The following is a 19,531-nucleotide window of genomic DNA, read 5'->3' as shown; positions in this document are numbered from 1 at the left end:
CCCCTTAGGCCAGTGAGTTCTGCTGCAGCAGCGCTTGAAGCGCTTTTGTTTCAGGAACGAGTCCGTTGCACCAGATCTGCACACGTGTTCATATAGGGGCGGTATGTAACGTTTGTGTCAAGGGTTTCGATGTTTCACAAAAAAAACATCAAATCCGAAAGGGGCATCCGATGAAGCGACCCAGCCCGGATATCACCAAACGAAAATCCCGTGCAACTGCGGCGGATGTTGCTGAAATTGCTGGGGTTTCTCGGTCAGCCGTGTCTCGTGCATTTACGCCCGGCGCCTACCTTGATCAGGAAAAACGCGAACGCATCCTGCTCGCAGCGCATGAATTGGGCTACCAGCCAAACGCCCTCGCGGCGACCTTGCAGGGCGCGCGCTCGAATCTGGTGGCGGTCTTTGCAGGCGAGATGCGCAACGAATATGACAAGGAGGCCACGGCCGCATTGATCGCCGGGCTGAATGCCGTCGGAAAGTGGCCCGTCGTCATCGCCGGAGGCGGCGACACCGCCCGCGAAGCGGTGACCCAAGTGCTGCGATACCCCCTGGATGCCATGATTTTGCGCAGCGGCAGCATTGCCTCTGAAATCGTCGAGCTATGCAGCAAGCTGAACATACCGGTTATCGCGTCAGGGCGGATTATTGAGGCCAAGGGCGTCGACAACATCTGCCTGCTCAACCACGACGCAGCTGCCCTGGCGGCAGACCTGTTGGCAGAACGGGGCCGCAGCCGCATCGCGCTTGTCGGCGGGCCAGGTGATTTTGGCGCCACCGGCGAGCGGCGCAGCGGCTTCCTCAACGGACTGGATCGCCACGGGCTGACCTTGGTGGGCGAGTATGCAGGCAATTACACCACGGAGAGCGGCTATTTCGCGACAGAGCGCCTGCTTGAGCACGCTGAATTCGACGGCATATTCTGTGCAAATGACGCCATGGCCATCGGCGCGCTGGGTGCGCTGCGCGATGCAGGAAAATGTATTCCCACCGATGTGTCGGTTGTGGGCTTTGACGACATCGAGATGGCGCGCTGGCCCGGCGTGCGCCTGACAACGCTACGCAATCCGATTGACGATATGGTAGATGCAGTCCTGTCGAGCCTTGACCGCCGTCTCGCAGATCCGAATGCAAGCGAACAAACCACACGACTCCACGCAGAAATCATCCTGCGCGACACCCACTAACCCGCATAGATCGCAAAAGCGCCCAACTACGGATCACGCGCAAGAGCAGCTGGTCATCAGATTTTCCTGAAAGGCCGATGGCTGGGGTGGTAGGATTCGAACCTACGATACACGGTACCAAAAACCGCTGCCTTACCACTTGGCTACACCCCATCGGTGAGCGGCTGTCTAAAGCGTGTTCCGGGGGGGTGCAAGAGGGTTTTTGGAAAAAAATGCAGTTTTGTTGGCTTACCCTATGATTCCTTTGATTTCCGTAGCTTGCAGCCAATCTGACATGTGCTGAAGAGAGGCCATATCCTGCGTCACGGTTGGGTCTTGACCAGAATCGCCCCGCGTCGCTTTCCCTGCTCCACGGCCTGATGCGCCTTTGCGGTGTCCTCTAACGCGAAGATCTCAGCGATCGGGAAAGCGATGGCACCGTCTTGGATCGCGGCGGTGAGTTGCGTGATTGCGGCCTCACGGATCTTGTCTGGCAAAAGATAGACCAAAGCCGTTTCCAACGTCACCGATTTGAACATCAACGGATAAAACGGCAAGGTCGGCGTCATGTCCTTGGCAGATCCATAGGCCGTAATCCGACCATTTTGCGCGATGACGGCCGTGTCGACCTGGCAGTTTCTGCCAAATTCGACCTCGACGATGCGCTCGACCGGCTGCCCGGCATTCGCCTCCAGGATCTGATCTGCAAGATCGCACGCCTGGTAATCCAGAACAGCATCCGCCCCAGCGGCAAGGACATGGGATTTGTCTTGGGGTGAGCTGGTCGCGATGACACGTGCGCCGCCCCATTTGGCCAGCTGAACCGCCAGATACCCGACCGTTCCTGCCCCGCCCTGTACCAAAACGGTTTCACCTGCAACCGGTCCTCCGGAAAATACAGTATGCGCTGCGGTAAGGCCGGGAATACCCAATATGGCACCTGCTGCCATATCAAGGCCTTCAGGCATCAAGACAGCCTGTTTCGCAGGCAAGGTGATCGATTGCGCAGCTGTACCGAATGGGCGTTGCCACTGGCCGTTCCAGATCCAGACACGCTGGCCAAGTCGCGCCGGATCAACCCCCTGCCCCACCTCGACAATCACACCGGACCCGTCGCTATGTGGCACAATTGCGGGATAAGGAAGTTCGCTCACGCCCGCCCGCGCGCCAGCCCGCGCTTTGACATCTGATGGGTTCACGCCAGAAAAGTGCAGATCCACCCGCACCTCGCCCGGACCAGCGGGCACGTCTGCGTGCTCTTCCACAGACAAAACAGATTCGGCTGGACCAAACTTTCGGTAAGTGACGGCTTTCATAGAGATCTCCGGGGTGATCGAATTGGCAGTGGGTTCACCACAGGAAACAGAAGGCCGCACAAGGGGGCAACCCCTGTGCGGCCAATCTGTGGATCGAACCGGACGCTCGCCGGAAAACGAGGCGCCTACCAGCTGTCAGATATCAGGCAGGAACCCCGGCAGCCCGTAGCGCGCGGCTCCACTCCTTGCCAAAGGGGGCATTGGAGGCCGCATAGTCACGCTGATAGCTCGTGATTGTGAAATCCGGCTGCACTGCCAACAGCGCTTGCACCACATCCCGCGCCTTGTCGGTATGCCCTGTCTCGTGAAGCGCAATCGCCTTTGTGCGCAGTGTCGCTGGAAAGGTCGGATTGGCTTGCAGCGAACGGTCCGCCAGGGAGATCGCCCGCGCATAATCGCGCGCGCCCAGGTTTGCCGTTGCCGACATCGCGTCGAAATAATACCGCTGCGGCCCCAGGGGGGACAGGCGACGGGCTGCATCTGTCAGACGCACCGCCTCCTTGGGCATATTCTGATAGGCGTGTGTCGTTCCCTTCAACAAAAGAGCCAGCGCCTCATTCGGATTGTCCTTCAGCGCCAAGTCGTAGGAATCCTGCGCCAGATCAAAGCGAAACATCAGATGGCTGGAGATCAGCCCTCGAACTGTCAGGGCGAGAGAAAAGGACGGGTCCTGGCTCAGCGCCCCGGCCACCATCTGGTTGGCCAGATGCGCATCCAGCTGTCGATCCTTTGAGAACCCCTTTTGCACACGCATCACGTGCCACATTGCCATCCACGTCAGTGCAACAGGATGCTGCGCCTCGCGCTCCAGCAGCACCGAAAGGATTTCCTGTGCCTGATTGAACTGCGGCAACTGCATATCCTGCATCAGCGCGATCGCCGCCATCAGCAACGTGTGGCTATCGTGTTTGACCAGAGGGCGGAACCCGACAAGGCGTACTGCCTCGCCTACCACCGTCCAGCCAATCTGTGCAGTCACATCGCGCAAAGCCTGACTGCTCCCGGTGGTCAACCCCGACAGCGCGTCACGGTATTCACGCGACCAGATCACCTTTTCCCGTTCGGTGTCATGCAGGTCCACCTGCAATCTGTATTGCTGACCCGTCACCGTAACAGTGCCCGAAACCAGATAGTTGGCCCCAGCAACGGAATAGACATCACTCGGGCGGACCTGATGCGGATCGAACTGGCGGGACGCGAGATAGGATGTGACGCAAAACGCGTGGCTGCGGGACAGATGACGCACCAGTTCTTCTGATATCAGCGCACCAAGGGGCGATTTCGCCTCTCCCGGTGTGCGATGAACGAAAGGCAACACCGTAATTGGCGGCAGCAAGCTGTCCAGCACCGCGCGGCTGTAGTCATGCAGCATGCCGGTTGCCGCACGATTGCGTGCATCTGCGCGACACAGCTCATTGCGCTGCTGTTCAAGCCAGACCGCAAAGGTCGATTCATGAGGGAGCTCAAAGCCTTCCATGAACTCGCCTTTTGCAGGATCGGCCTCAATCTCGACCTGTTCGAGATCCAGCACAACCCGCTCCCTGTTGGCAGAAAGGGCCTTCGAAACGTCAGGGCCGAGGTGTCGCCGAAGAGTAGACAGCGCCGTGCGAAGGCTTGCCTTGGCCTGTTCCGGCTGGGCAAGGCTCCAAAGTGTGCGTTCAAGGAAGGCGCGTGTTCTCACTCCGCCTTCAGCTGTCGACAACAAGGCCAGCAAAGCCTGATGCTTCGAGCCGAGGAGGACACTTTCTCCGTTCGGGAGAAAGACGCCGAATGCGCCGAATTGACGTATCTTCAAATGATCTGTCATGTTCCAAACCCATTACTTGAAGCAATGCAATCGGATCCTGAAACCCCTCACCCCGACTGAATTGGTTACCCACGCTTAACCATCACACACCAAACAATGATTGTCACGAAGAAAAAAACAACCCATGCGGTCCCCGTAAATTCTCCGCAAAAACTGCGAAATTGCCTGCATTTACAGGCGAAACGCGGCCATCAAGAGAACGGAACTCTCCACAAGATGGCGGCAGAGCCAACATTATGCAACCTTTGATTGTTTATTTATTTACGTCGACACAAAGACATATTCCTTGTTGATCCTGTCGATCCATCCCATTCCACCAAACGGCAGATGATAGCCAATCACGCGCGTTTTTTCCGAATGGATCTGATCCAACAATCCAACCCTGACACCTGCTGCCGCAGCGGGGTCCTGATCCGATGGCAGCTCCAACTCGGGGCGCGCGAGACTGATATGGTGGTTGGACACGCTATCCCCCAGAACCATCAGGCTTTCACTGCCTTGACGCAGTTCAAACGACATATGCCCAGGCGAATGCCCAAAGGTCGCCCGCGCCGCAACCCCAGAGAGGATTTCCTCACCATCATCAAAGAAGACGATGCGATCTTCCAGCGCCTCCATCCGGCGCCGTGCACCGACGGCCATGCTAGCCCGGTCTGCACCTATCTGATCCACGGTGGCAGGCTTAAACCAATAGTCCCATTCGCGGCGTCCCATCAAATGGGTCGCGTTGGCAAACATCGGATCATCGAAATCATCCAGCACCCCCCAAAGATGGTCGGGATGACAATGCGTGAAAACAACATGCGTCACGTCATCAGGCGCAATGCCGACAGCATCCAACGCATCCGGCAACAGCCCCGTCCCATCCATGAAGGATGTACCAGCACCTGTATCAAACAGGATGACCCTGCCCGCATCGCGAAGCAGGGTGACATTTACCTCTGGCTGCAAAGGAGAAGACAGATCCATTCCATGCTGATCCAGGACCGGTTGCACTACATCAGGGTCCAAACCGCCAAACTGAAACGAAGATGGCAGAACCATACGCCCGTCGGACAGGCTGAGAACCTCGGCCTGTCCCAGCGACATCCGGGCTTCAGCCCAAAGCCGACCTGTACCACCAACTGCCAATCCCGCACCGGCGGTGGCGGTGGCTTGCAGAAAATTCCGTCGTGAAATCACGAGCTCCCCCACCTCTTCACACGAAATGGTTTTATACGAATATCTGCATAATAAGAAGCAGCAATTGACCCTAGGGCAGCCTAAGATCAATGGACGAGGCGCCTGTGACGCCCCGTCATTTGGAGAACAACCTCACTTACGGCTCAACTCTTTCCACAACCCGTTTTCGACGACAGAGATCACGATGTCGTCTGCACCCCGGTGATCCTCCGGACCATAGGTGATCTGGGTGTCCGTCAGAGCGTCAAAATAGTTCAGCGTTTCCATCGCCTTGATAAAACTCTCTTGCGTCAGATCCGGACCTGCGGCCTCCAGTGCGTTGACCACAGTATTGGCTGCGCTGTAGCCGAGCATCGCAAAACCACCTGCTGGCTGGCCGAATTTGGCTTCGTAGTCGGCCATGAATTTGGCAGGCGCCTCATCATCAGCGCGCGCGATCAGGTCGGCCCAACCGGCGGCTGCATACAACCCGTCGGTCACACCACCCGGGACCGCTGCCACAACTTCAAGGAAACCAGCAGAGGTATTGAGAAACTTGACATCCTCCCAGCCAAGTTTCTTGGCAGTCCCCACAACAGTGATCCCCTGCCGTACACCCAGAGCCATTGTGACGATGTCACAGCCCTCCGCCTTCAGCTTGGTCAGGGAGCCAACAAAATCCAGCTCATCCGGTTTGTGCGTGGTCTCTGCCGCATAGGTCAGCCCCAACTCAGACGCGATATCAACCGTGCCTTCCTTGATCTCTTTCCCGAAATCTGAGGGGATATGCATTGAACAGACTTCCTTGGCATCGAATTCCTCTGCCAAATAGGTGACCCCTGCACGGACCTGATCGTAATAGCTTGAAAAGCCGATGAATTTATTGTCGACCGGCTCTTGCAACATCTGCCGGGCAGCGGTGAGCGGGCTGACGTTCGGTATTCCCTTCGGATCCAAGAGCTTGAACCCCGCGATGTTCATCGGGGTGCCAAGGGACAGCAGCATGGCAAAGACCTGGTCGCGGTTCAGCAGCTTGTTGTAGCCCTGCATTGCGCGCGGGATCTGATACCCGTTGTCTTCGACCACAAAGCGGATCTGACGGCCATGCACGCCGCCATTTGCATTGGCTTCCTCAAAGCGCAGGTTGGCGCCATTTACAGCGGGCACACCCACCGCCGCAAAAATCCCGCTAAGATCGTTGACGGAACCCAGCACAACCTCTGTCTCGCTCACTCCCTGAGCCTGCGCCGCGACCTCGCTGGCCGCCGCTGAAATCACGCCCCCTGCAAGTGCAATGCCAAGCAGGCTCGATGTCATCCTCTTCATCTGCGTTTCCTCCCTATTGCCCGCCTCCGCGGGTCAGTACATCTGGTCGATCAAATTCTTATGTTTCTTCTCCACCAACCCGCGTTTCAGCTTCATGGTCGCGGTCAATTCATCATCTTCAGCAGTGAGCAGCACATTGATCAGGCGGAAGTCCTTGATTTGCTCTACCCGCGCAAAATCCCGGTTTACCGCCTCCACCTCCGCGCGGATCAGTTCCACCACAGGGTCCGCGGCGCAAAGGGAGGCAAAGTCACTAAACGGGATTTTGCGATCCTGGGCAAATTTCTCGACGTTTTCCTGATCGATCATGATCAGGCAGGTCAGATATTTGCGTTGGTCTCCGATCACGACAGCATCCGCGATGTAGTGGCTGAATTTCAGGCGGCTCTCGATCTCCGCCGGGGTGATGTTCTTTCCTCCCGCAGTGATGATGATGTCCTTGATCCGGCCGGTAATCCGCAGGAAGCCATCGTCATCCAATTCCCCCACATCACCGGTCCGCAACCAGCCATCCGCGGTAAATGTCTCTGCCGTTTTGTCAGGCTTGCCCCAATACCCCTGAAAGTTGTTGCATCCCCAAAGCTGGATTTCCCCATCATCTGCAATGCGGATGGTGACGCCGGGAACAGCCTGCCCGACAGTGCCCGGTTTATGCGCGTCGACCTGATTGACCGATGTAAGGCCTGCGTTCTCGGTCATGCCGTAGCCCTCGATCAACGGCACACCGATAGACCAATACCAGCGAAGAAGATCAGGCGAAATCGGAGCGGCCCCTGTCCCGCCCCGCCGCAGCCGATCAAGCCCCAGCATGCGCCGCAGATTGCGCAGAACCAGATGGTCCCAGATCCAGTAGCGCAGCGCGATCGACTTCGGAACCGGGCGCCCCGACAGCAGATAGCCTGCGCGCGCTTCTCCCGCTGCGACCGCCCTTGAAAAAGCCCATCTCCCAAGCGCTGTGGCCTCTTGCGCCAGCACCAGCACGCGGGAATAGACCTTTTCCCAGACCCGTGGCACGGCAAAGAACGTTGCCGGAGAAACCTCCTGCATGTTTTCAAACACCGTTTCAGGGCTTTCTGCAAAATTCACCGTACTGCCCGCCGCCATCGGCAAATAAACGGAGACGTTGCGCTCCAGAATGTGACAGAGCGGCAGGAAACACAGCTGTTCGTCCGATCTGAGACACTCAAGCGATCTGGCACCGGATTCCATGGTCGCAAGGATATTCTCATGCGACAGCATCGCCCCCTTGGGCTGACCCGTCGTGCCTGATGTATAGATAAGCAGGGCCGTTTGATCCGGGCGCGACTGTGCAACTGCAATTTCAAAGGCATCGGGATTGGCCACGCGGTATGCTGCCCCCTGATCATAAAGCTGATCAAGGAAACGGCATTTCTCGTGTTGCAGATCGTGCAGACCGTCGCGGTCTAGAATAATCACATGCCTCAGGTCTGGAACGTCGGCTTCGATCTCCAGAAACTTGTCCAGCTGTTCATCGTTTTCGACAATCAGGAACCGGCTGCCACTGTCGTTGATAAGATAGGCCAACTGCTGCGCTGAATCGGTGGTGTAAACACCAGAGGCAATGCCGCCAGCTCCTTGGATGCCCATATCAAGATAGAGCCATTCCTTGCGGTCCTCGCTCAGGATGGAAACAACCTCGCCCCGTTGCAGACCAAGAGACATAAGGCCCAGGCCAATCTTCTCTGCGTGGTCCCAGTAATCCCGCCAGGAATAGCTCTTCCAGATGCCCATGTCCTTTTCGCGGTGGGCCGTGCGGTCAGACATCTGCTGGCAGCGGACAGAAAACAGTTTGGGAATAGTGTCGCAGCCATCCACCAGTATCGGTCGCTGACCTGGGGTTGCATTGTAGCTGACACCGTTCAGCTCCACCTGGGGGGAGCCTATGTCCGCCCCTGTCGGTTGCGCCCGGTCCTGCGCCCGTGTCTGCATCGGTGTTCGGCTCGTCATATGTGCAACTCTTTTCTGCCACTCCTGAACCACGTCGCCAAAATACAGGCTCTAACGTGGGACTATCTCCATGTTTTCTTCCGCTTCCAGCGCTTTTCGCTGCGCTGGCCTGCCTCCTGCTGACCCAGATAGAAGGCCTTGATATCCTCGCTCTGCATCAACCGATCTGCATCGCCATTCATCACGATCCTGCCGATCTCCATGACATAACCGACATCCGCCAGTTCCAATGCGATCCGGGCGTTTTGCTCTACCAGCATCATGGTCACGCCTTCCTCGCGGTTCAGTCGGCCAAGGATGGCAAAGATCTCCTGCACCAACAGGGGCGATAGCCCCAAGCTTGGTTCATCCAGCAACATGATACGCGGCCTCAGCATCAGACCGCGGCCAATCGCAAGCATCTGTTGCTGTCCCCCTGACAGAGTTCCGGCCTCTTGATGGCGTCGCTCCGCGAGAATTGGGAAGTACTCGAACACCATCTCGCGATCCCGCTCGATCGCGCTGCGATCCTTGCGCGTATAGGCGCCGAGAGACAGGTTTTCATCCACACTCAACAGGGGAAATACCTCGCGTCCCTCTGGCACATGGACGATGCCCCGGCTCACGATCCGATGTGGCTCCTCCCCCTGGATTTCGGCCCCATCAAAAGACACGCTGCCCTTTTCGGGGTCCATGATCCCGGAAATGGTCTTGAGCAAGGTGGACTTCCCAGCCCCGTTTGCCCCCAGAACCGTGACGATCTGGCCCTCCTCAACACTCAGAGAAACACCCCGGATCGCCATGATAGGGCCGTAAAAGCTCTCCAGATTGCGAACTTCGAGCAAAGGCGCCCCCATCATGCCGCCCCCGCCCCAAGGTAGGCCTCGATCACGGCGGGGTCAGATTGCACCTCTGCTGGTGTGCCCTCTGCCAGCTTGGCACCATCGGCCAGCGCAAGCACCCGGTCAGAAACCCCGGACACCAGCCCCATGTCATGCTCGACCATCAAAACGGTAATGCCCATCTGCTTGCGGATATCATCTATCCACCAGCGCATGTCCTGGGTCTCCTCGACCGACAAGCCGGACGCGGGTTCATCCAGCAAAAGCAAGCGTGGACCGGACGCCAGCGCACGGCCCAGCTCCACCACCTTGCGCACCCCATAGGGTAGACCCGCGATCATCTTGTCGCGATAGGGCTGGAGGTCGAGAAAATCGATCACCTCTTCGACGGCAGCCCGGTGGTGACGTTCTTCCTCACGGACGCGCGGCGCGAAAAACAATTCTTCAATCAGGGTGGTGCGCCGATGGCGGTGGCGCCCGACCAACAAGTTCTGCAGCACCGTCGCGTGGTCGAACAGTTCAATGTTCTGGAAGGTCCGCGCAATACCAAGATCTGCCACCTCATCCGGCTTGCAGTTCAGCAGATCCTTCCCATCAAAGGAAAAACGCCCGGCATATGGCTGGTAGAACCGCGAGATCAGGTTGAAAACCGTCGACTTTCCCGCACCATTCGGACCCACGATGGCATAAACCTCGCCCTCGTTCACAGAAAAGCTCAGGTCGTTGACGGCGACCACACCGCCAAACTTCAGCGTCGCGTTTTCCACCTTGAGAAGACTCATCTCAGCCGCTCCGTCTTGAGGTAAGATTTTTGCCTGCGGAACATGTCCTTGCGGGCAAAGGGGAACAGCTCAAACCAGATGCGGATCTTCAACCACCTGCCATAAAGCCCCATCGGTTCGAACAGGATGAACAGGATCAGGATCATCCCGAAAACCCCGGTTTCCAAGCCGGGGATCGCCACACCGCTGCCCAGAACGCTATCCTTCAGGATCGAAAGGCCCTGCGGCAGGAAGGCGACAACCACCGCACCGAAAAAGGCTCCATGGATCGAACCCAGCCCACCTATCACGATCATCATCAGCAAGGTGATCGAGATCACCAGCGAAAACGTCTCGTTGTTGAAGGCACCCGCGTAGTAACCCATCAACGCACCCGCCCATCCGGTGATCATACAGCTGAGCCCAAATGCCGTTGCCTTCGTGCGCGCGATATGAACGCCCATTGCTGTTGCGCTGACTTCACTGTCGCGCACCGCGGCAAAGGCCCGGCCCAGCGGAGAGCGCAAAATATTCCGATAGAACAGGGTGCAAATCACGGCCACTGCCAAGACGAGATAGTAAAACCGCACCGGCATGGTCCAGCGCTCGATCTCCATGCCGAACACCCGGATCACATCCGGGAACTTCCCGGATACGCCGCCGGTCCAAGGCTCCAGCAGGACGATGATGTCATCTGCAAGGATGGACAGGGCGATGGTTGCGATGGCCAGATAAATCCCATGCAGCCGCAGCGCTGGGATGGCGATGACCGCCCCAACGACCCCCGTGATCACCCCCGCCAGCGGAAAGGCCAACAGAAAGGGCAGCCCCTGCTCTATCAGGATCGTGTTGGTATAACAGCCAATCGCCAGAAACGCTGCATGACCAAGGCTGGCTTGACCGGTCTGTCCCGTCAGCAACATCAGCCCCAGACCCGCAATCGCCCAGATCAGAACGTTTGTGACCTCTCCGATATAGAACTCGTTGATCAAAAACGGCAACACCAGCGCTAGCAGGATCAGGGCTCCGTAGACGAACAGACTGTGGCGGTCGGGAAAGAGGCGGATGTCATGATCATAGCTTGTCTTGAACTGAATCCGCATCGCATCACACCTTCTTGGTCCGGACCTGGCTGAACAGCCCGTGAGGGCGGAACACCAGAACCGCGAGCAACAGCGCATAGGGTGCAATCTGCGAATACCCCGCTGCCAGATAGCGCGCGGCAAAAGGTTCGATCACGCCGACAATCAACCCACCGGCCAGCGCCCCCGGCAAAGAGCCAAAACCACCAATTACTGCCGCAGCAAAGGCTTTGATCCCCAAAAGCCCTGCATTAGGGTCGATTGCGCCCTTTGATGCAAAGAGGATTCCTGCAACGGCAGCTGTCGCACCCGACAGGCCCCAAATCAGCCCCTGCACCCGTTTAACCGGGATCCCCATGAAATAGGCAGCCATCTGGTTTTGACTGGCAGCCTGCATCGCCAACCCCAGCTTTGTGCGCTGGAAAAACTGGTACAACGACCAGGTCAGCAGCACCGTGACCACGATAACCGCCACATCCGCCATACCCAGCACAACGCCTCCCAACGATACATCACCAAGAGCCAGCGGGCTTTCCAATGTCTGCGGCTCATGGCCCCAGATGACCCCGGCAACGAAGCGAATAACAAACCCCAGCGCGATGGTGAGAATGACAACAGCGGTTTGGCTCTGGCCGAAGAGATGACGCAGGATCAGAAGGTCCAGCAGGTAGCCAAAAAACGCCATGATCAAGATCGCCAAGGGCGCGGCAATCCAGAACGGCAGATGCAGATATTCGGCATTGGTCAAGCCGAGTGTCACAAACGCACCCAGCATCATGAAATCGCCCTGCGCGAAATTGACTGCTTCGGTCGCCTTGTAGATCAGCACAAACCCAAGCGCGATCAGGCCGTATACGCAGCCATTCGCGAGGCCACTGACCAGCAGTTGCACTCCGTCCAAACTGTCCTCCCCCGCCCCAATTCAGGGCGCTCTCACGCAGTTTTTTCGGTCCCAGGCCTCCTCAAACCCGGACCGTCCTGCGGCTAAACCCAGAGTAGAGAGGATGTTTTTCACCTGTCAATCCGCAAGACCCAGCGTCAACCGCACAAAAACAGGCTACCAGAATTTGGCCCGGCGCCTATCATGCGCGACTGTGAGAAAGCGGTCAGCCGCATTGATCCTTGAGCGTTGCACAAAACCGCGCGGCCGCCGGACTGAGCTGATGTTCAGTCCGCAAGCACAACCCAACCGGCCCACGGGTTCCTCCAGTATCAAGCGGCAAACGCACCAGATGCCCGTCCGCAAGATCCTGGGCCACGACACCATGGCTGATGACCCAGACCGCCTGATGATCCAGCGTAAATCGGCGCCCGAATGTGGACGAGACCGTTTCGATGGCCGTCATTGGCATCTGTATTCCATGTTCCAAAAAAAGTCGCTCCACTGCGGGGCGGATGATTGACGCCTCAGCCGGGATCAAAACCGGAAATTCGCCAAAGAGCGCTTGCGGCAACTGAGCCTTGGATACTGTCGTCAGGGGATGATCCGGTGCAACCACCACCGTCACGGTTTCGTAAAACAGCGGATCGAAATCGAGGCCTACCATATTTTCCGGTGCAGGAAGCCGCCCAACCACCACGTCCAGCTGACCCCTGCGCAAAAGATCCAAGAGGTGCTGGTTGTCGCCGGTCAAAACCGAAAACCTGTTGCGTCCACCTTGTTCCCAGATGGCAGCCAGCGCCTTTGGGACAACCGTCGCCGATACCGTCGGTAGCGCGCCGATCGCCACCTTTGGCCCTTCGGCCTCGTCCAGCGCGCGCAGCATTTTCACGCCATCCCGCGTCAGCGCGAGGCTGCGCCCGGCATAGTCGCGAAACATCTCACCATACGCAGACAAGCGGATCCCGCGGCCATCCTTTTCCACCAGCGGCTTGTTGCAGATTGCCTCCAACTCTCTCAGCGCGCGGGTAACGGCTGGTTGTGTCATACCCAACCGCTCCGCAGCTTGCGTCACACTCTTGCGGCGGGCAACCTCCACAAAGACCTCAAGATGGCGCAGTTTCAGCTGTGACGAGAGAAGCATATCGAAAACAATATAATTACATCCAGAATGAGGGATTATACAGACCATTTATGGTATGAAATAAGTCATACTCAAAGGAGATTACCATGCGCAACCCGCAGTATGACGCAGGCATGGAGGTCCGCCGCCAGGTTTTGGGAGACGACCATGTCGCCCGCGCCGAGGCCGCCAAGACGCCGTTAGATGCCCCGTTCCAGCAGCTCATCACCGAAGCAGCCTGGGGTACCGTCTGGGCATCCGATGCCATTTCGCGTCGAGAACGCTCTATGCTGACGCTGGCTCTGCTCGCTGCCACTGGCAATTTTGACGAAATCCCGATGCACATCCGCGCCACGGCAAACACTGGGGCGACCCCGCAGGACATCGCCGAAGTGTTCCAACATGTGGCGATCTACGCAGGTGTGCCCCGCGCCAACAGGGCATTGAAGCTCGCCAAGGAAACCCTGGCCGATATGGCAACCGGAGACAGCGATGACACGACCCAAACCGACTGATTACTACGCCCGCGACCGGCGCTGGCATCCGCCAGCCTACGCGCCAGACTACAAAACCTCAGTCAGTCGATCCCCACGGCTTCCTCTGCTGAGCCTGGAAAACACCACCAGCGAAATCACCGGTCCGACCTTTGGGCAAAATGACATCGCAGTCGGCGACAATGACCTGCTGAGCAATTTCGCCCGCCCCGGCGAAAGCCCAGTCGGAGAGCGCATCTTGCTGCACGGTCGTGTTCTTGATGAAAATGCCCGCCCGGTGCCCAATACGCTGGTTGAAATCTGGCAGGCCAATGCGTCGGGGCGCTATCGACACAAAAAAGACGGCTATCTGGGCGCGTTAGACCCTAATTTTGGCGGCTGCGGACGCACCTTGACCGACGATCAAGGGGCCTACGCCTTTCGCACGATCAAGCCAGGGGCCTATCCCTGGCGCAACGGGCTGAACGACTGGCGCCCTGCGCATATCCATGTTTCGGTCTTTGGCCACGCCTTCGCTCAGCGGCTGATTACACAGCTCTATTTCGAAGGTGATCCGCTGATCGCGCGTTGCCCGATCGTGAACACGATTCCGGATCCAGCTGCGGTTCAGCAGCTCATTGCCCGTCTCGACATCAACGAAACATTGCCACTGGACATGATCGCATACCGGTTCGACATCGTATTGCGTGGCAGACGCTCGACCTTGTTTGAAAACCGGATGGAGGGGAACTGATGACGCTGCCATATAGACCGCACTTCCTGCAGCAGTCCCTGACCCCGCTCAAGGAAACGCCCTCGCAAACCGCCGGGCCCTACGTCCACATCGGCCTTGCGCCAGGGGATGCCGGATTCCAGATCTACGACACCGAACTGGGGCAGGATATCGCTGGGCCAAATGCTGCAGGCGACCGGATCCGCGTTGAGGGCCGAGTGTTTGATGGCACCGGTGCACCGGTCCGGGATGTGCTGATTGAAGTCTGGCAAGCCAATGCCGCGGGTCTTTACCCCCATCCTGAAACCCCAGTCGGAGCCGACGGCGGGCCGGAGAGCACAGAAAACGGATTTCGTGGCTGGGGCCGGGTGATTTCCGATTTCGAAAGCGGCAGCTGGTCCTTTGACACAATCAAACCAGGGCGCGTCGCCGGGCGGAACGGTCGATCAATGGCGCCACATATCAACCTGTGGATCGTTGCACGTGGTATCAACGTCGGCCTGAACACGCGGCTTTATTTCGCAGACGAACCTGACGCCAATGCCTCCGATCCGGTTTTGAACCTCATCGAACAGACTGACCGCCGGGCGACACTGCTGGCCCAGCCCGTTTCCGGGACCGGGAGCGCCCAGAACCCGCGGGTTTATCAATTCGACATTCACCTGCAAGGGCCGGACGAAACCGTGTTCTTTGACATCTGAGGAGCGACCAATGACACAGCCCTGTATCATCTGCGTGGCCATCACTGGCTCAGTGCCGCGAAAGGCCCATAACCCTGCCGTACCCATCAGCATCGCAGAACAGGTCGAGAGCACCCACGCAGCATTTGAAGCTGGCGCCAGCATTGCGCACTGCCACGTCCGCCAAGAGGACGAAACACCCACCTCCGACCCGGAGCGTTTTCAACAGCTGATGGAAGGCATACAAAAATACTGCCCTGGCATGATCGTGCAGCTTTCCACCGGCGGCAGGTCCGGCGCAGGTCGTGAACGTGGGGGGATGCTCTCTCTTCGTCCGGACATGGCATCGCTGTCGGTGGGATCCAACAACTTTCCCACCCGCGTCTACGAGAACCCGCCGGATCTGGTTGATTGGCTTGCTTCGGAAATGCAGACCCATGACGTCAAACCTGAAATCGAGGCCTTTGACCTCTCCCATATCCATCAGGCCGTTGCGATGTCCAATGATGGTCGGCTGCAAAAACCGCTGTATGTGCAGTTCGTCATGGGCGTGAAAAACGCCATGCCAGTCGATCGGGATGTGTTCGACTATTACGTCAAGACGATGGAGCGCCTTGCACCCGATGCGCAGTGGTGCGCGGCTGGCATCGGGCCTGGGCAGATCCTTGTGAATGAATGGGCGATTGCCGCAGGCGGCCACACAAGGACCGGGTTGGAGGACAACCTGCGCCTAGATCGCAATACGCTTGCTCCGTCAAATGCCGCTCTGGTCGAGCGCACGGTGGCCTTGTGTGAGAAATACGAACGCCCTGTCGCCACCTGTGCCGAGGCCCGCGAGATCCTGCAACTGCGCCCTGCATAAAACTCCAGGGGTCAGCTGCGTCATCCTGTCCCCCTCGCTTGCAAGGGGGCAGGCAGTACCCCATCTGTCAGAGGCGCGCGACGCATTCGCAGCATGAGCCGCTCCTCCCTCGGCTGCTGTAGCCTATCCGGCGGGTCTCCTCCTCCCAAAGCCTGCCAGATGGCGTGAATGCGGAGCGCGTTTAACTCTCCGCATTCCAAGGCGCCTTGACTTCACCGCTGTTCGGCCAGAGCGGCAGGATCAGTCGGGTACATCGTCCGCTGGTTGGGACAGATCCCGCAGGATCGGGCAGTCTGGCCTGTTGTCGCCCGCACAGCACTGGACCAGCTCTGATAAGGTGCCGTGCATCGCCTGAAGATCTGCGATCTTGGCGCTGATCTTGTCCAAGTGTTCCTGCGCCAGTTGTTTCACGTCTGCGCTTGCGCGGCTCTCATCCTCGTAAAGCGCCATCAGGGTCCGACAATCCTCGATGGTAAAGCCCAGCGCCCGCGCCCGGCCAAGGAATGCCAGCTTGTGCAGATCGCTCTCGGCGAAATGACGATAGCCATTCTCGCTCCGGCGCGGTTTGATGAGGCCGATATCTTCATAGTAGCGAATGGTTTTGGCTGGCAGCCCCGAGCGGGTTGCGACGTCTCCAATATTCATGCGCGCGCCTTTCGTTTCAGTTCGCCGGAGTCGGTGAACGCCCCGTCTGACTTTTGTTCATCTATGCCCGATTTCAGCCGCCGCAAGCGCAGCGCGTTGCTCAGCACAAAGACACTCGACAAAGCCATCGCCCCTGCCGCAAGGCCCGGAGACAAAAGTGGGCCACCAAATGGGACCAGCACCCCCGCCGCGACCGGCACAAGAAGAATGTTATAGCCAAAGGCCCAACCAAGGTTCTGGCGAATATTGCGCAGGGTTGCGCGGCTGACGGTGAACGCATTTACCACGCCACGCAAATCACCAGACACCAACACAACATCCGCGGCTTCTATCGCCACATCTGTACCGGTGCCGATCGCCAGGCCAACATCCGCAGCCGCCAGCGCAGGCGCGTCATTGATGCCATCGCCGACGAATGCCAGCGTACCATGTTCGCCCTGCAGTCGCTGAATGGCCTGGACCTTATCGGCTGGCAGGCAGTTGGCCTCCACGATGTCGATGCCCAGATCCGCGGCAATGGCCTTGGCCGTGGCCTGGCCATCACCGGTCAACATGGCCACCTTCAGCCCCTGCGCCTGCATTGCGGCAACAGCTGCACGGCTGCCTGCCTTTACCGGATCGGTCACCGCGATCAACGCTGCAGAAGCCCCGTCAATTGCTGCGTACAGCACTGTTGCGCCCCTGCCAGCCAGCGTCTCGGCCTCCTCAAGGAAAGGCGACACATCGATCCCCTCCCGCTCCATCAGGCGCTTTGCACCGACCAACACGTCCTGACCGGCCACCTTGGCCCGCAATCCGAAACCGGGAATAGCCTCTACGGACTCAGCCTCTGGCAGCTCCCCTTCCACCGCCGCGACAATAGCGCGGGCAATGGGGTGTTCGGACTGTGCCTCGGCTGCGGCAACCAGCGGCAACACCTCGGCCCGGTCCTTTCCGTCCACGCAGCGCATCAGCGTCAGGGATGGGCGTCCCTCCGTCAGGGTGCCGGTCTTGTCCAACGCGACCACCCGTGCCTCCTGCAGGCGCTGCAGCGCATCCCCTTTGCGAAACAGCACCCCCATCTGTGCTGCCCTGCCAATCCCAACCATGATGGACGTCGGCGTCGCGAGACCCATGGCGCAAGGGCAGGCAATAATCAGCACGGACACAGCAGCCACAATGGCAAAGGGCAACGCAGGCGCTGGCCCAGCCAACAGCCAGACGGCAAAGGTCAACAAAGCAGTCACGATAACTGCGGGTACAAACCAAAGCGTGATCCGGTCCACCAGTGCCTGCACCGGGAGTTTCGCCCCCTGCGCCTGCTCCACCATGCGGATGATCTGAGCCAAGAGAGTATCTGCGCCAACATGGGTCGCACGATAATCCAACACGGCCGAACCGTTGATCGTGCCTGCACTCAACTCAGCACCTTCGGATTTCTCAACCGGCACCGGCTCGCCGCTGATCATGCTCTCGTCAACAAAAGACTGCCCCGACAGGACGACCCCATCCACAGCGATGCGCTCTCCCGGTCGGGCACGCAGATGATCGCCTTCCTTCAGATCCGATACCGCACGCTCTTCGGCACTTGTGCCGGTCACGACCAAGGCCACTTTTGGCTGCAGACCGACAAGCGCCTTGATTGCCGCACCGGTGCGTCCCTTCGCACGCGCCTCCAACCAGCGGCCAAGCAAGATCAGTGTCACGATAACGGCGGCAGCCTCGTAGTAGACATTCGCCGTCCCTGCAGGGAGCAATCCCGGCGCAAATGTAGAGACAACAGAAAACCCATAGGCCGCCGCCGTCCCCAGCGCGACCAACGCATTCATATCCGGCGCCCCACGCAGCAACGCTGGCAGCCCCAGACGATAGAACCGCATGCCAGGACCAAACAGAACAAGTGTCGTCAGAACAAACTGCAGGATATGGCTGTTGCCGGTGCCGATTGTGCGCGCCACCCAGTGATGGAGCGCCGGGATCATGTGCCCGCCCATCTCGATCACAAACACGGGCAGCGTCAGGACGGCCGCAAGCAAGACCTGTCGGCCCAAGGCCGTGATCTCGTCTGCCTTCTCAGCCTCCCGAGCAGCGGTATCATCCTCGGCAGATCCACGGCGATGCGCTGGGTATCCTGCGCTGTCGCTCGCCTTTAGCAGATCTTCAATTCGAACTGCGCCGCTCAGATACCGCACATGGGCCTGTTCCTGCGCCAGGTTGACCTCGGCGGACACCACACCTGGAACTGCAGACAACGCGCGTTCGACCCGACCAACGCAGCTGGCGCAGGTCAGGTGGTCGATATCCAGATCAACTTCCCCTTCGCCCGCAGGGTAGCCTGCTTGCGCCAACGCATCGCGCAAAGCCATGACATCCAGATCTGCTTTACCGCTTACGACAGCGGCACTGTTTGCAAGGTTGACTGAGGCCTCTGTTACGCCCTCAACACCCGCCAGCGCGCGCTCTGCACGGCCTGCGCACCCTGCGCAATTGAGGCCAGTGACCTCGAGGCTCAGTTCGGTTTCGTTGCTTTTTGCGTGCATCTTTCGCCTTCCTTCGGGTGGCGGTTTTTCATCGATGTGCAGGATATGGAGGTTCCAGTCAGGGGAAGGTCAAGACCCTTCGCACCTCTTTTGTCTCCCGCCAGCTGCGACGCAAAATGACGGGAACGACAGACCCGCTGTCGCATTCCTAAAAGGCGACAGCAGACGACATCGATAAATTCAGGATAGCACGCAGCAGGTTGGTTTACGC

Annotated in this window: 17 protein-coding genes and 1 tRNA gene; 5 read left to right on the top strand and 13 right to left on the bottom strand. The window is 58.6% G+C overall.

Annotated elements, in window-relative coordinates:
- Positions 1 to 170 precede the first annotated feature (170 nt).
- Positions 171 to 1,184 carry a LacI family DNA-binding transcriptional regulator gene (locus KUV39_RS04585; RefSeq protein ID WP_209034660.1) on the top strand — a complete coding sequence of 338 codons (1,014 nt, stop codon included), beginning with the start codon at positions 171 to 173 and terminating at the stop codon, positions 1,182 to 1,184.
- Between the two features lie 78 nt (positions 1,185 to 1,262).
- On the opposite strand, the gene KUV39_RS04580 is transcribed toward KUV39_RS04585, so the two are convergent.
- The 11 genes from KUV39_RS04580 to pcaQ form a co-directional block, all read right to left on the bottom strand.
- Positions 1,263 to 1,337 (bottom strand) — tRNA-Gln (locus tag KUV39_RS04580).
- A gap of 149 nt (positions 1,338 to 1,486) precedes the next feature.
- Positions 1,487 to 2,479, bottom strand: a complete 993-nt coding sequence (locus tag KUV39_RS04575; RefSeq protein WP_222459082.1) for an NADPH:quinone reductase — start codon at positions 2,477 to 2,479, stop codon at positions 1,487 to 1,489.
- A 142-nt stretch (positions 2,480 to 2,621) separates the two neighbouring features.
- Positions 2,622 to 4,286, bottom strand: a complete 1,665-nt coding sequence (locus KUV39_RS04570; protein WP_222459081.1) for a tetratricopeptide repeat protein — start codon at positions 4,284 to 4,286, stop codon at positions 2,622 to 2,624.
- Between the two features lie 261 nt (positions 4,287 to 4,547).
- The gene (locus KUV39_RS04565; RefSeq protein ID WP_222459080.1) at positions 4,548 to 5,468 is read right to left on the bottom strand and encodes an MBL fold metallo-hydrolase; all 921 of its coding nucleotides are present in this window, start codon (positions 5,466 to 5,468) and stop codon (positions 4,548 to 4,550) included.
- Between the two features lie 132 nt (positions 5,469 to 5,600).
- A complete protein-coding gene (locus KUV39_RS04560) occupies positions 5,601 to 6,773 on the bottom strand; it encodes an ABC transporter substrate-binding protein (RefSeq protein ID WP_222459079.1) in 1,173 nt (390 codons plus the stop codon).
- A gap of 33 nt (positions 6,774 to 6,806) precedes the next feature.
- Complete coding sequence (locus tag KUV39_RS04555) at positions 6,807 to 8,723, bottom strand: AMP-dependent synthetase/ligase (protein ID WP_222459400.1); 1,917 nt, start codon at positions 8,721 to 8,723, stop codon at positions 6,807 to 6,809.
- An 80-nt stretch (positions 8,724 to 8,803) separates the two neighbouring features.
- Complete coding sequence (locus KUV39_RS04550) at positions 8,804 to 9,577, bottom strand: ABC transporter ATP-binding protein (protein ID WP_222459078.1); 774 nt, start codon at positions 9,575 to 9,577, stop codon at positions 8,804 to 8,806.
- Positions 9,577 to 10,344 (bottom strand): ABC transporter ATP-binding protein, encoded by a 768-nt coding sequence (locus tag KUV39_RS04545; RefSeq protein ID WP_222459077.1) that lies wholly within the window; start codon positions 10,342 to 10,344, stop codon positions 9,577 to 9,579. The genes KUV39_RS04550 and KUV39_RS04545 overlap by 1 nt, the downstream gene beginning before the upstream one ends.
- The gene (locus KUV39_RS04540) at positions 10,341 to 11,426 is read right to left on the bottom strand and encodes a branched-chain amino acid ABC transporter permease (RefSeq protein WP_222459076.1); all 1,086 of its coding nucleotides are present in this window, start codon (positions 11,424 to 11,426) and stop codon (positions 10,341 to 10,343) included. Before KUV39_RS04540 ends, KUV39_RS04545 begins: the two co-directional genes overlap by 4 nt.
- A 4-nt stretch (positions 11,427 to 11,430) precedes the next feature.
- Complete coding sequence (locus KUV39_RS04535; RefSeq protein ID WP_046210535.1) at positions 11,431 to 12,306, bottom strand: branched-chain amino acid ABC transporter permease; 876 nt, start codon at positions 12,304 to 12,306, stop codon at positions 11,431 to 11,433.
- Positions 12,307 to 12,511: 205 nt separating this feature from the next.
- Positions 12,512 to 13,429, bottom strand: a complete 918-nt coding sequence (gene pcaQ / locus KUV39_RS04530; protein ID WP_008562040.1) for a pca operon transcription factor PcaQ — start codon at positions 13,427 to 13,429, stop codon at positions 12,512 to 12,514.
- An 86-nt stretch (positions 13,430 to 13,515) separates the two neighbouring features.
- Here pcaQ and pcaC point away from each other — a divergent pair, with 86 nt between their 5' ends.
- The 4 genes from pcaC to KUV39_RS04510 are packed head-to-tail and all read left to right on the top strand — an operon-like array spanning position 13,516 to position 16,156.
- Positions 13,516 to 13,923 (top strand): 4-carboxymuconolactone decarboxylase, encoded by a 408-nt coding sequence (pcaC, locus tag KUV39_RS04525; RefSeq protein WP_222459075.1) that lies wholly within the window; start codon positions 13,516 to 13,518, stop codon positions 13,921 to 13,923.
- Complete coding sequence (gene pcaH / locus KUV39_RS04520; protein ID WP_222459074.1) at positions 13,901 to 14,635, top strand: protocatechuate 3,4-dioxygenase subunit beta; 735 nt, start codon at positions 13,901 to 13,903, stop codon at positions 14,633 to 14,635. The genes pcaC and pcaH overlap by 23 nt, the downstream gene beginning before the upstream one ends.
- Positions 14,635 to 15,315, top strand: coding sequence for a protocatechuate 3,4-dioxygenase subunit alpha (pcaG, locus tag KUV39_RS04515; RefSeq protein WP_222459073.1), 681 nt, complete (start codon positions 14,635 to 14,637; stop codon positions 15,313 to 15,315). Before pcaH ends, pcaG begins: the two co-directional genes overlap by 1 nt.
- Positions 15,316 to 15,325: 10 nt before the next feature.
- The gene (locus KUV39_RS04510) at positions 15,326 to 16,156 is read left to right on the top strand and encodes a 3-oxoadipate:acetyl-CoA acetyltransferase (RefSeq protein ID WP_222459072.1); all 831 of its coding nucleotides are present in this window, start codon (positions 15,326 to 15,328) and stop codon (positions 16,154 to 16,156) included.
- Between the two features lie 240 nt (positions 16,157 to 16,396).
- Here the strand turns inward: KUV39_RS04510 and cueR are convergent, their stop codons facing one another.
- The gene (cueR, locus tag KUV39_RS04505) at positions 16,397 to 16,801 is read right to left on the bottom strand and encodes a Cu(I)-responsive transcriptional regulator (RefSeq protein ID WP_168578614.1); all 405 of its coding nucleotides are present in this window, start codon (positions 16,799 to 16,801) and stop codon (positions 16,397 to 16,399) included.
- The gene (locus tag KUV39_RS04500; RefSeq protein WP_222459071.1) at positions 16,798 to 19,320 is read right to left on the bottom strand and encodes a heavy metal translocating P-type ATPase; all 2,523 of its coding nucleotides are present in this window, start codon (positions 19,318 to 19,320) and stop codon (positions 16,798 to 16,800) included. Before KUV39_RS04500 ends, cueR begins: the two co-directional genes overlap by 4 nt.
- Between the last annotated feature and the right edge of the window lie 211 nt (positions 19,321 to 19,531).

The organism is Phaeobacter italicus, from assembly GCF_019801785.1.
Lineage (GTDB): Bacteria > Pseudomonadota > Alphaproteobacteria > Rhodobacterales > Rhodobacteraceae > Phaeobacter > Phaeobacter italicus.
This window is presented reverse-complemented; position numbering and strand designations above follow the sequence as displayed.

What these genes read in the sequence shown, in the direction of transcription:
- cueR (WP_168578614.1), bottom strand. Translation starts at nt 16,801, where the DNA reads ATGAATATTGGAGACGTCGCAACCCGCTCGGGGCTGCCAGCCAAAACC.
- KUV39_RS04575 (WP_222459082.1), bottom strand. Translation starts at nt 2,479, where the DNA reads ATGAAAGCCGTCACTTACCGAAAGTTTGGTCCAGCCGAATCTGTTTTG.
- KUV39_RS04570 (WP_222459081.1), bottom strand. Translation starts at nt 4,286, where the DNA reads ATGACAGATCATTTGAAGATACGTCAATTCGGCGCATTCGGCGTCTTT.
- KUV39_RS04500 (WP_222459071.1), bottom strand. Translation starts at nt 19,320, where the DNA reads ATGCACGCAAAAAGCAACGAAACCGAACTGAGCCTCGAGGTCACTGGC.
- pcaH (WP_222459074.1), top strand. Translation starts at nt 13,901, where the DNA reads ATGACACGACCCAAACCGACTGATTACTACGCCCGCGACCGGCGCTGG.
- KUV39_RS04550 (WP_222459078.1), bottom strand. Translation starts at nt 9,577, where the DNA reads ATGGGGGCGCCTTTGCTCGAAGTTCGCAATCTGGAGAGCTTTTACGGC.
- KUV39_RS04555 (WP_222459400.1), bottom strand. Translation starts at nt 8,723, where the DNA reads ATGCAGACACGGGCGCAGGACCGGGCGCAACCGACAGGGGCGGACATA.
- pcaC (WP_222459075.1), top strand. Translation starts at nt 13,516, where the DNA reads ATGCGCAACCCGCAGTATGACGCAGGCATGGAGGTCCGCCGCCAGGTT.
- KUV39_RS04545 (WP_222459077.1), bottom strand. Translation starts at nt 10,344, where the DNA reads ATGAGTCTTCTCAAGGTGGAAAACGCGACGCTGAAGTTTGGCGGTGTG.
- pcaQ (WP_008562040.1), bottom strand. Translation starts at nt 13,429, where the DNA reads ATGCTTCTCTCGTCACAGCTGAAACTGCGCCATCTTGAGGTCTTTGTG.
- KUV39_RS04585 (WP_209034660.1), top strand. Translation starts at nt 171, where the DNA reads ATGAAGCGACCCAGCCCGGATATCACCAAACGAAAATCCCGTGCAACT.
- KUV39_RS04560 (WP_222459079.1), bottom strand. Translation starts at nt 6,773, where the DNA reads ATGAAGAGGATGACATCGAGCCTGCTTGGCATTGCACTTGCAGGGGGC.
- pcaG (WP_222459073.1), top strand. Translation starts at nt 14,635, where the DNA reads ATGACGCTGCCATATAGACCGCACTTCCTGCAGCAGTCCCTGACCCCG.
- KUV39_RS04540 (WP_222459076.1), bottom strand. Translation starts at nt 11,426, where the DNA reads ATGCGGATTCAGTTCAAGACAAGCTATGATCATGACATCCGCCTCTTT.
- KUV39_RS04510 (WP_222459072.1), top strand. Translation starts at nt 15,326, where the DNA reads ATGACACAGCCCTGTATCATCTGCGTGGCCATCACTGGCTCAGTGCCG.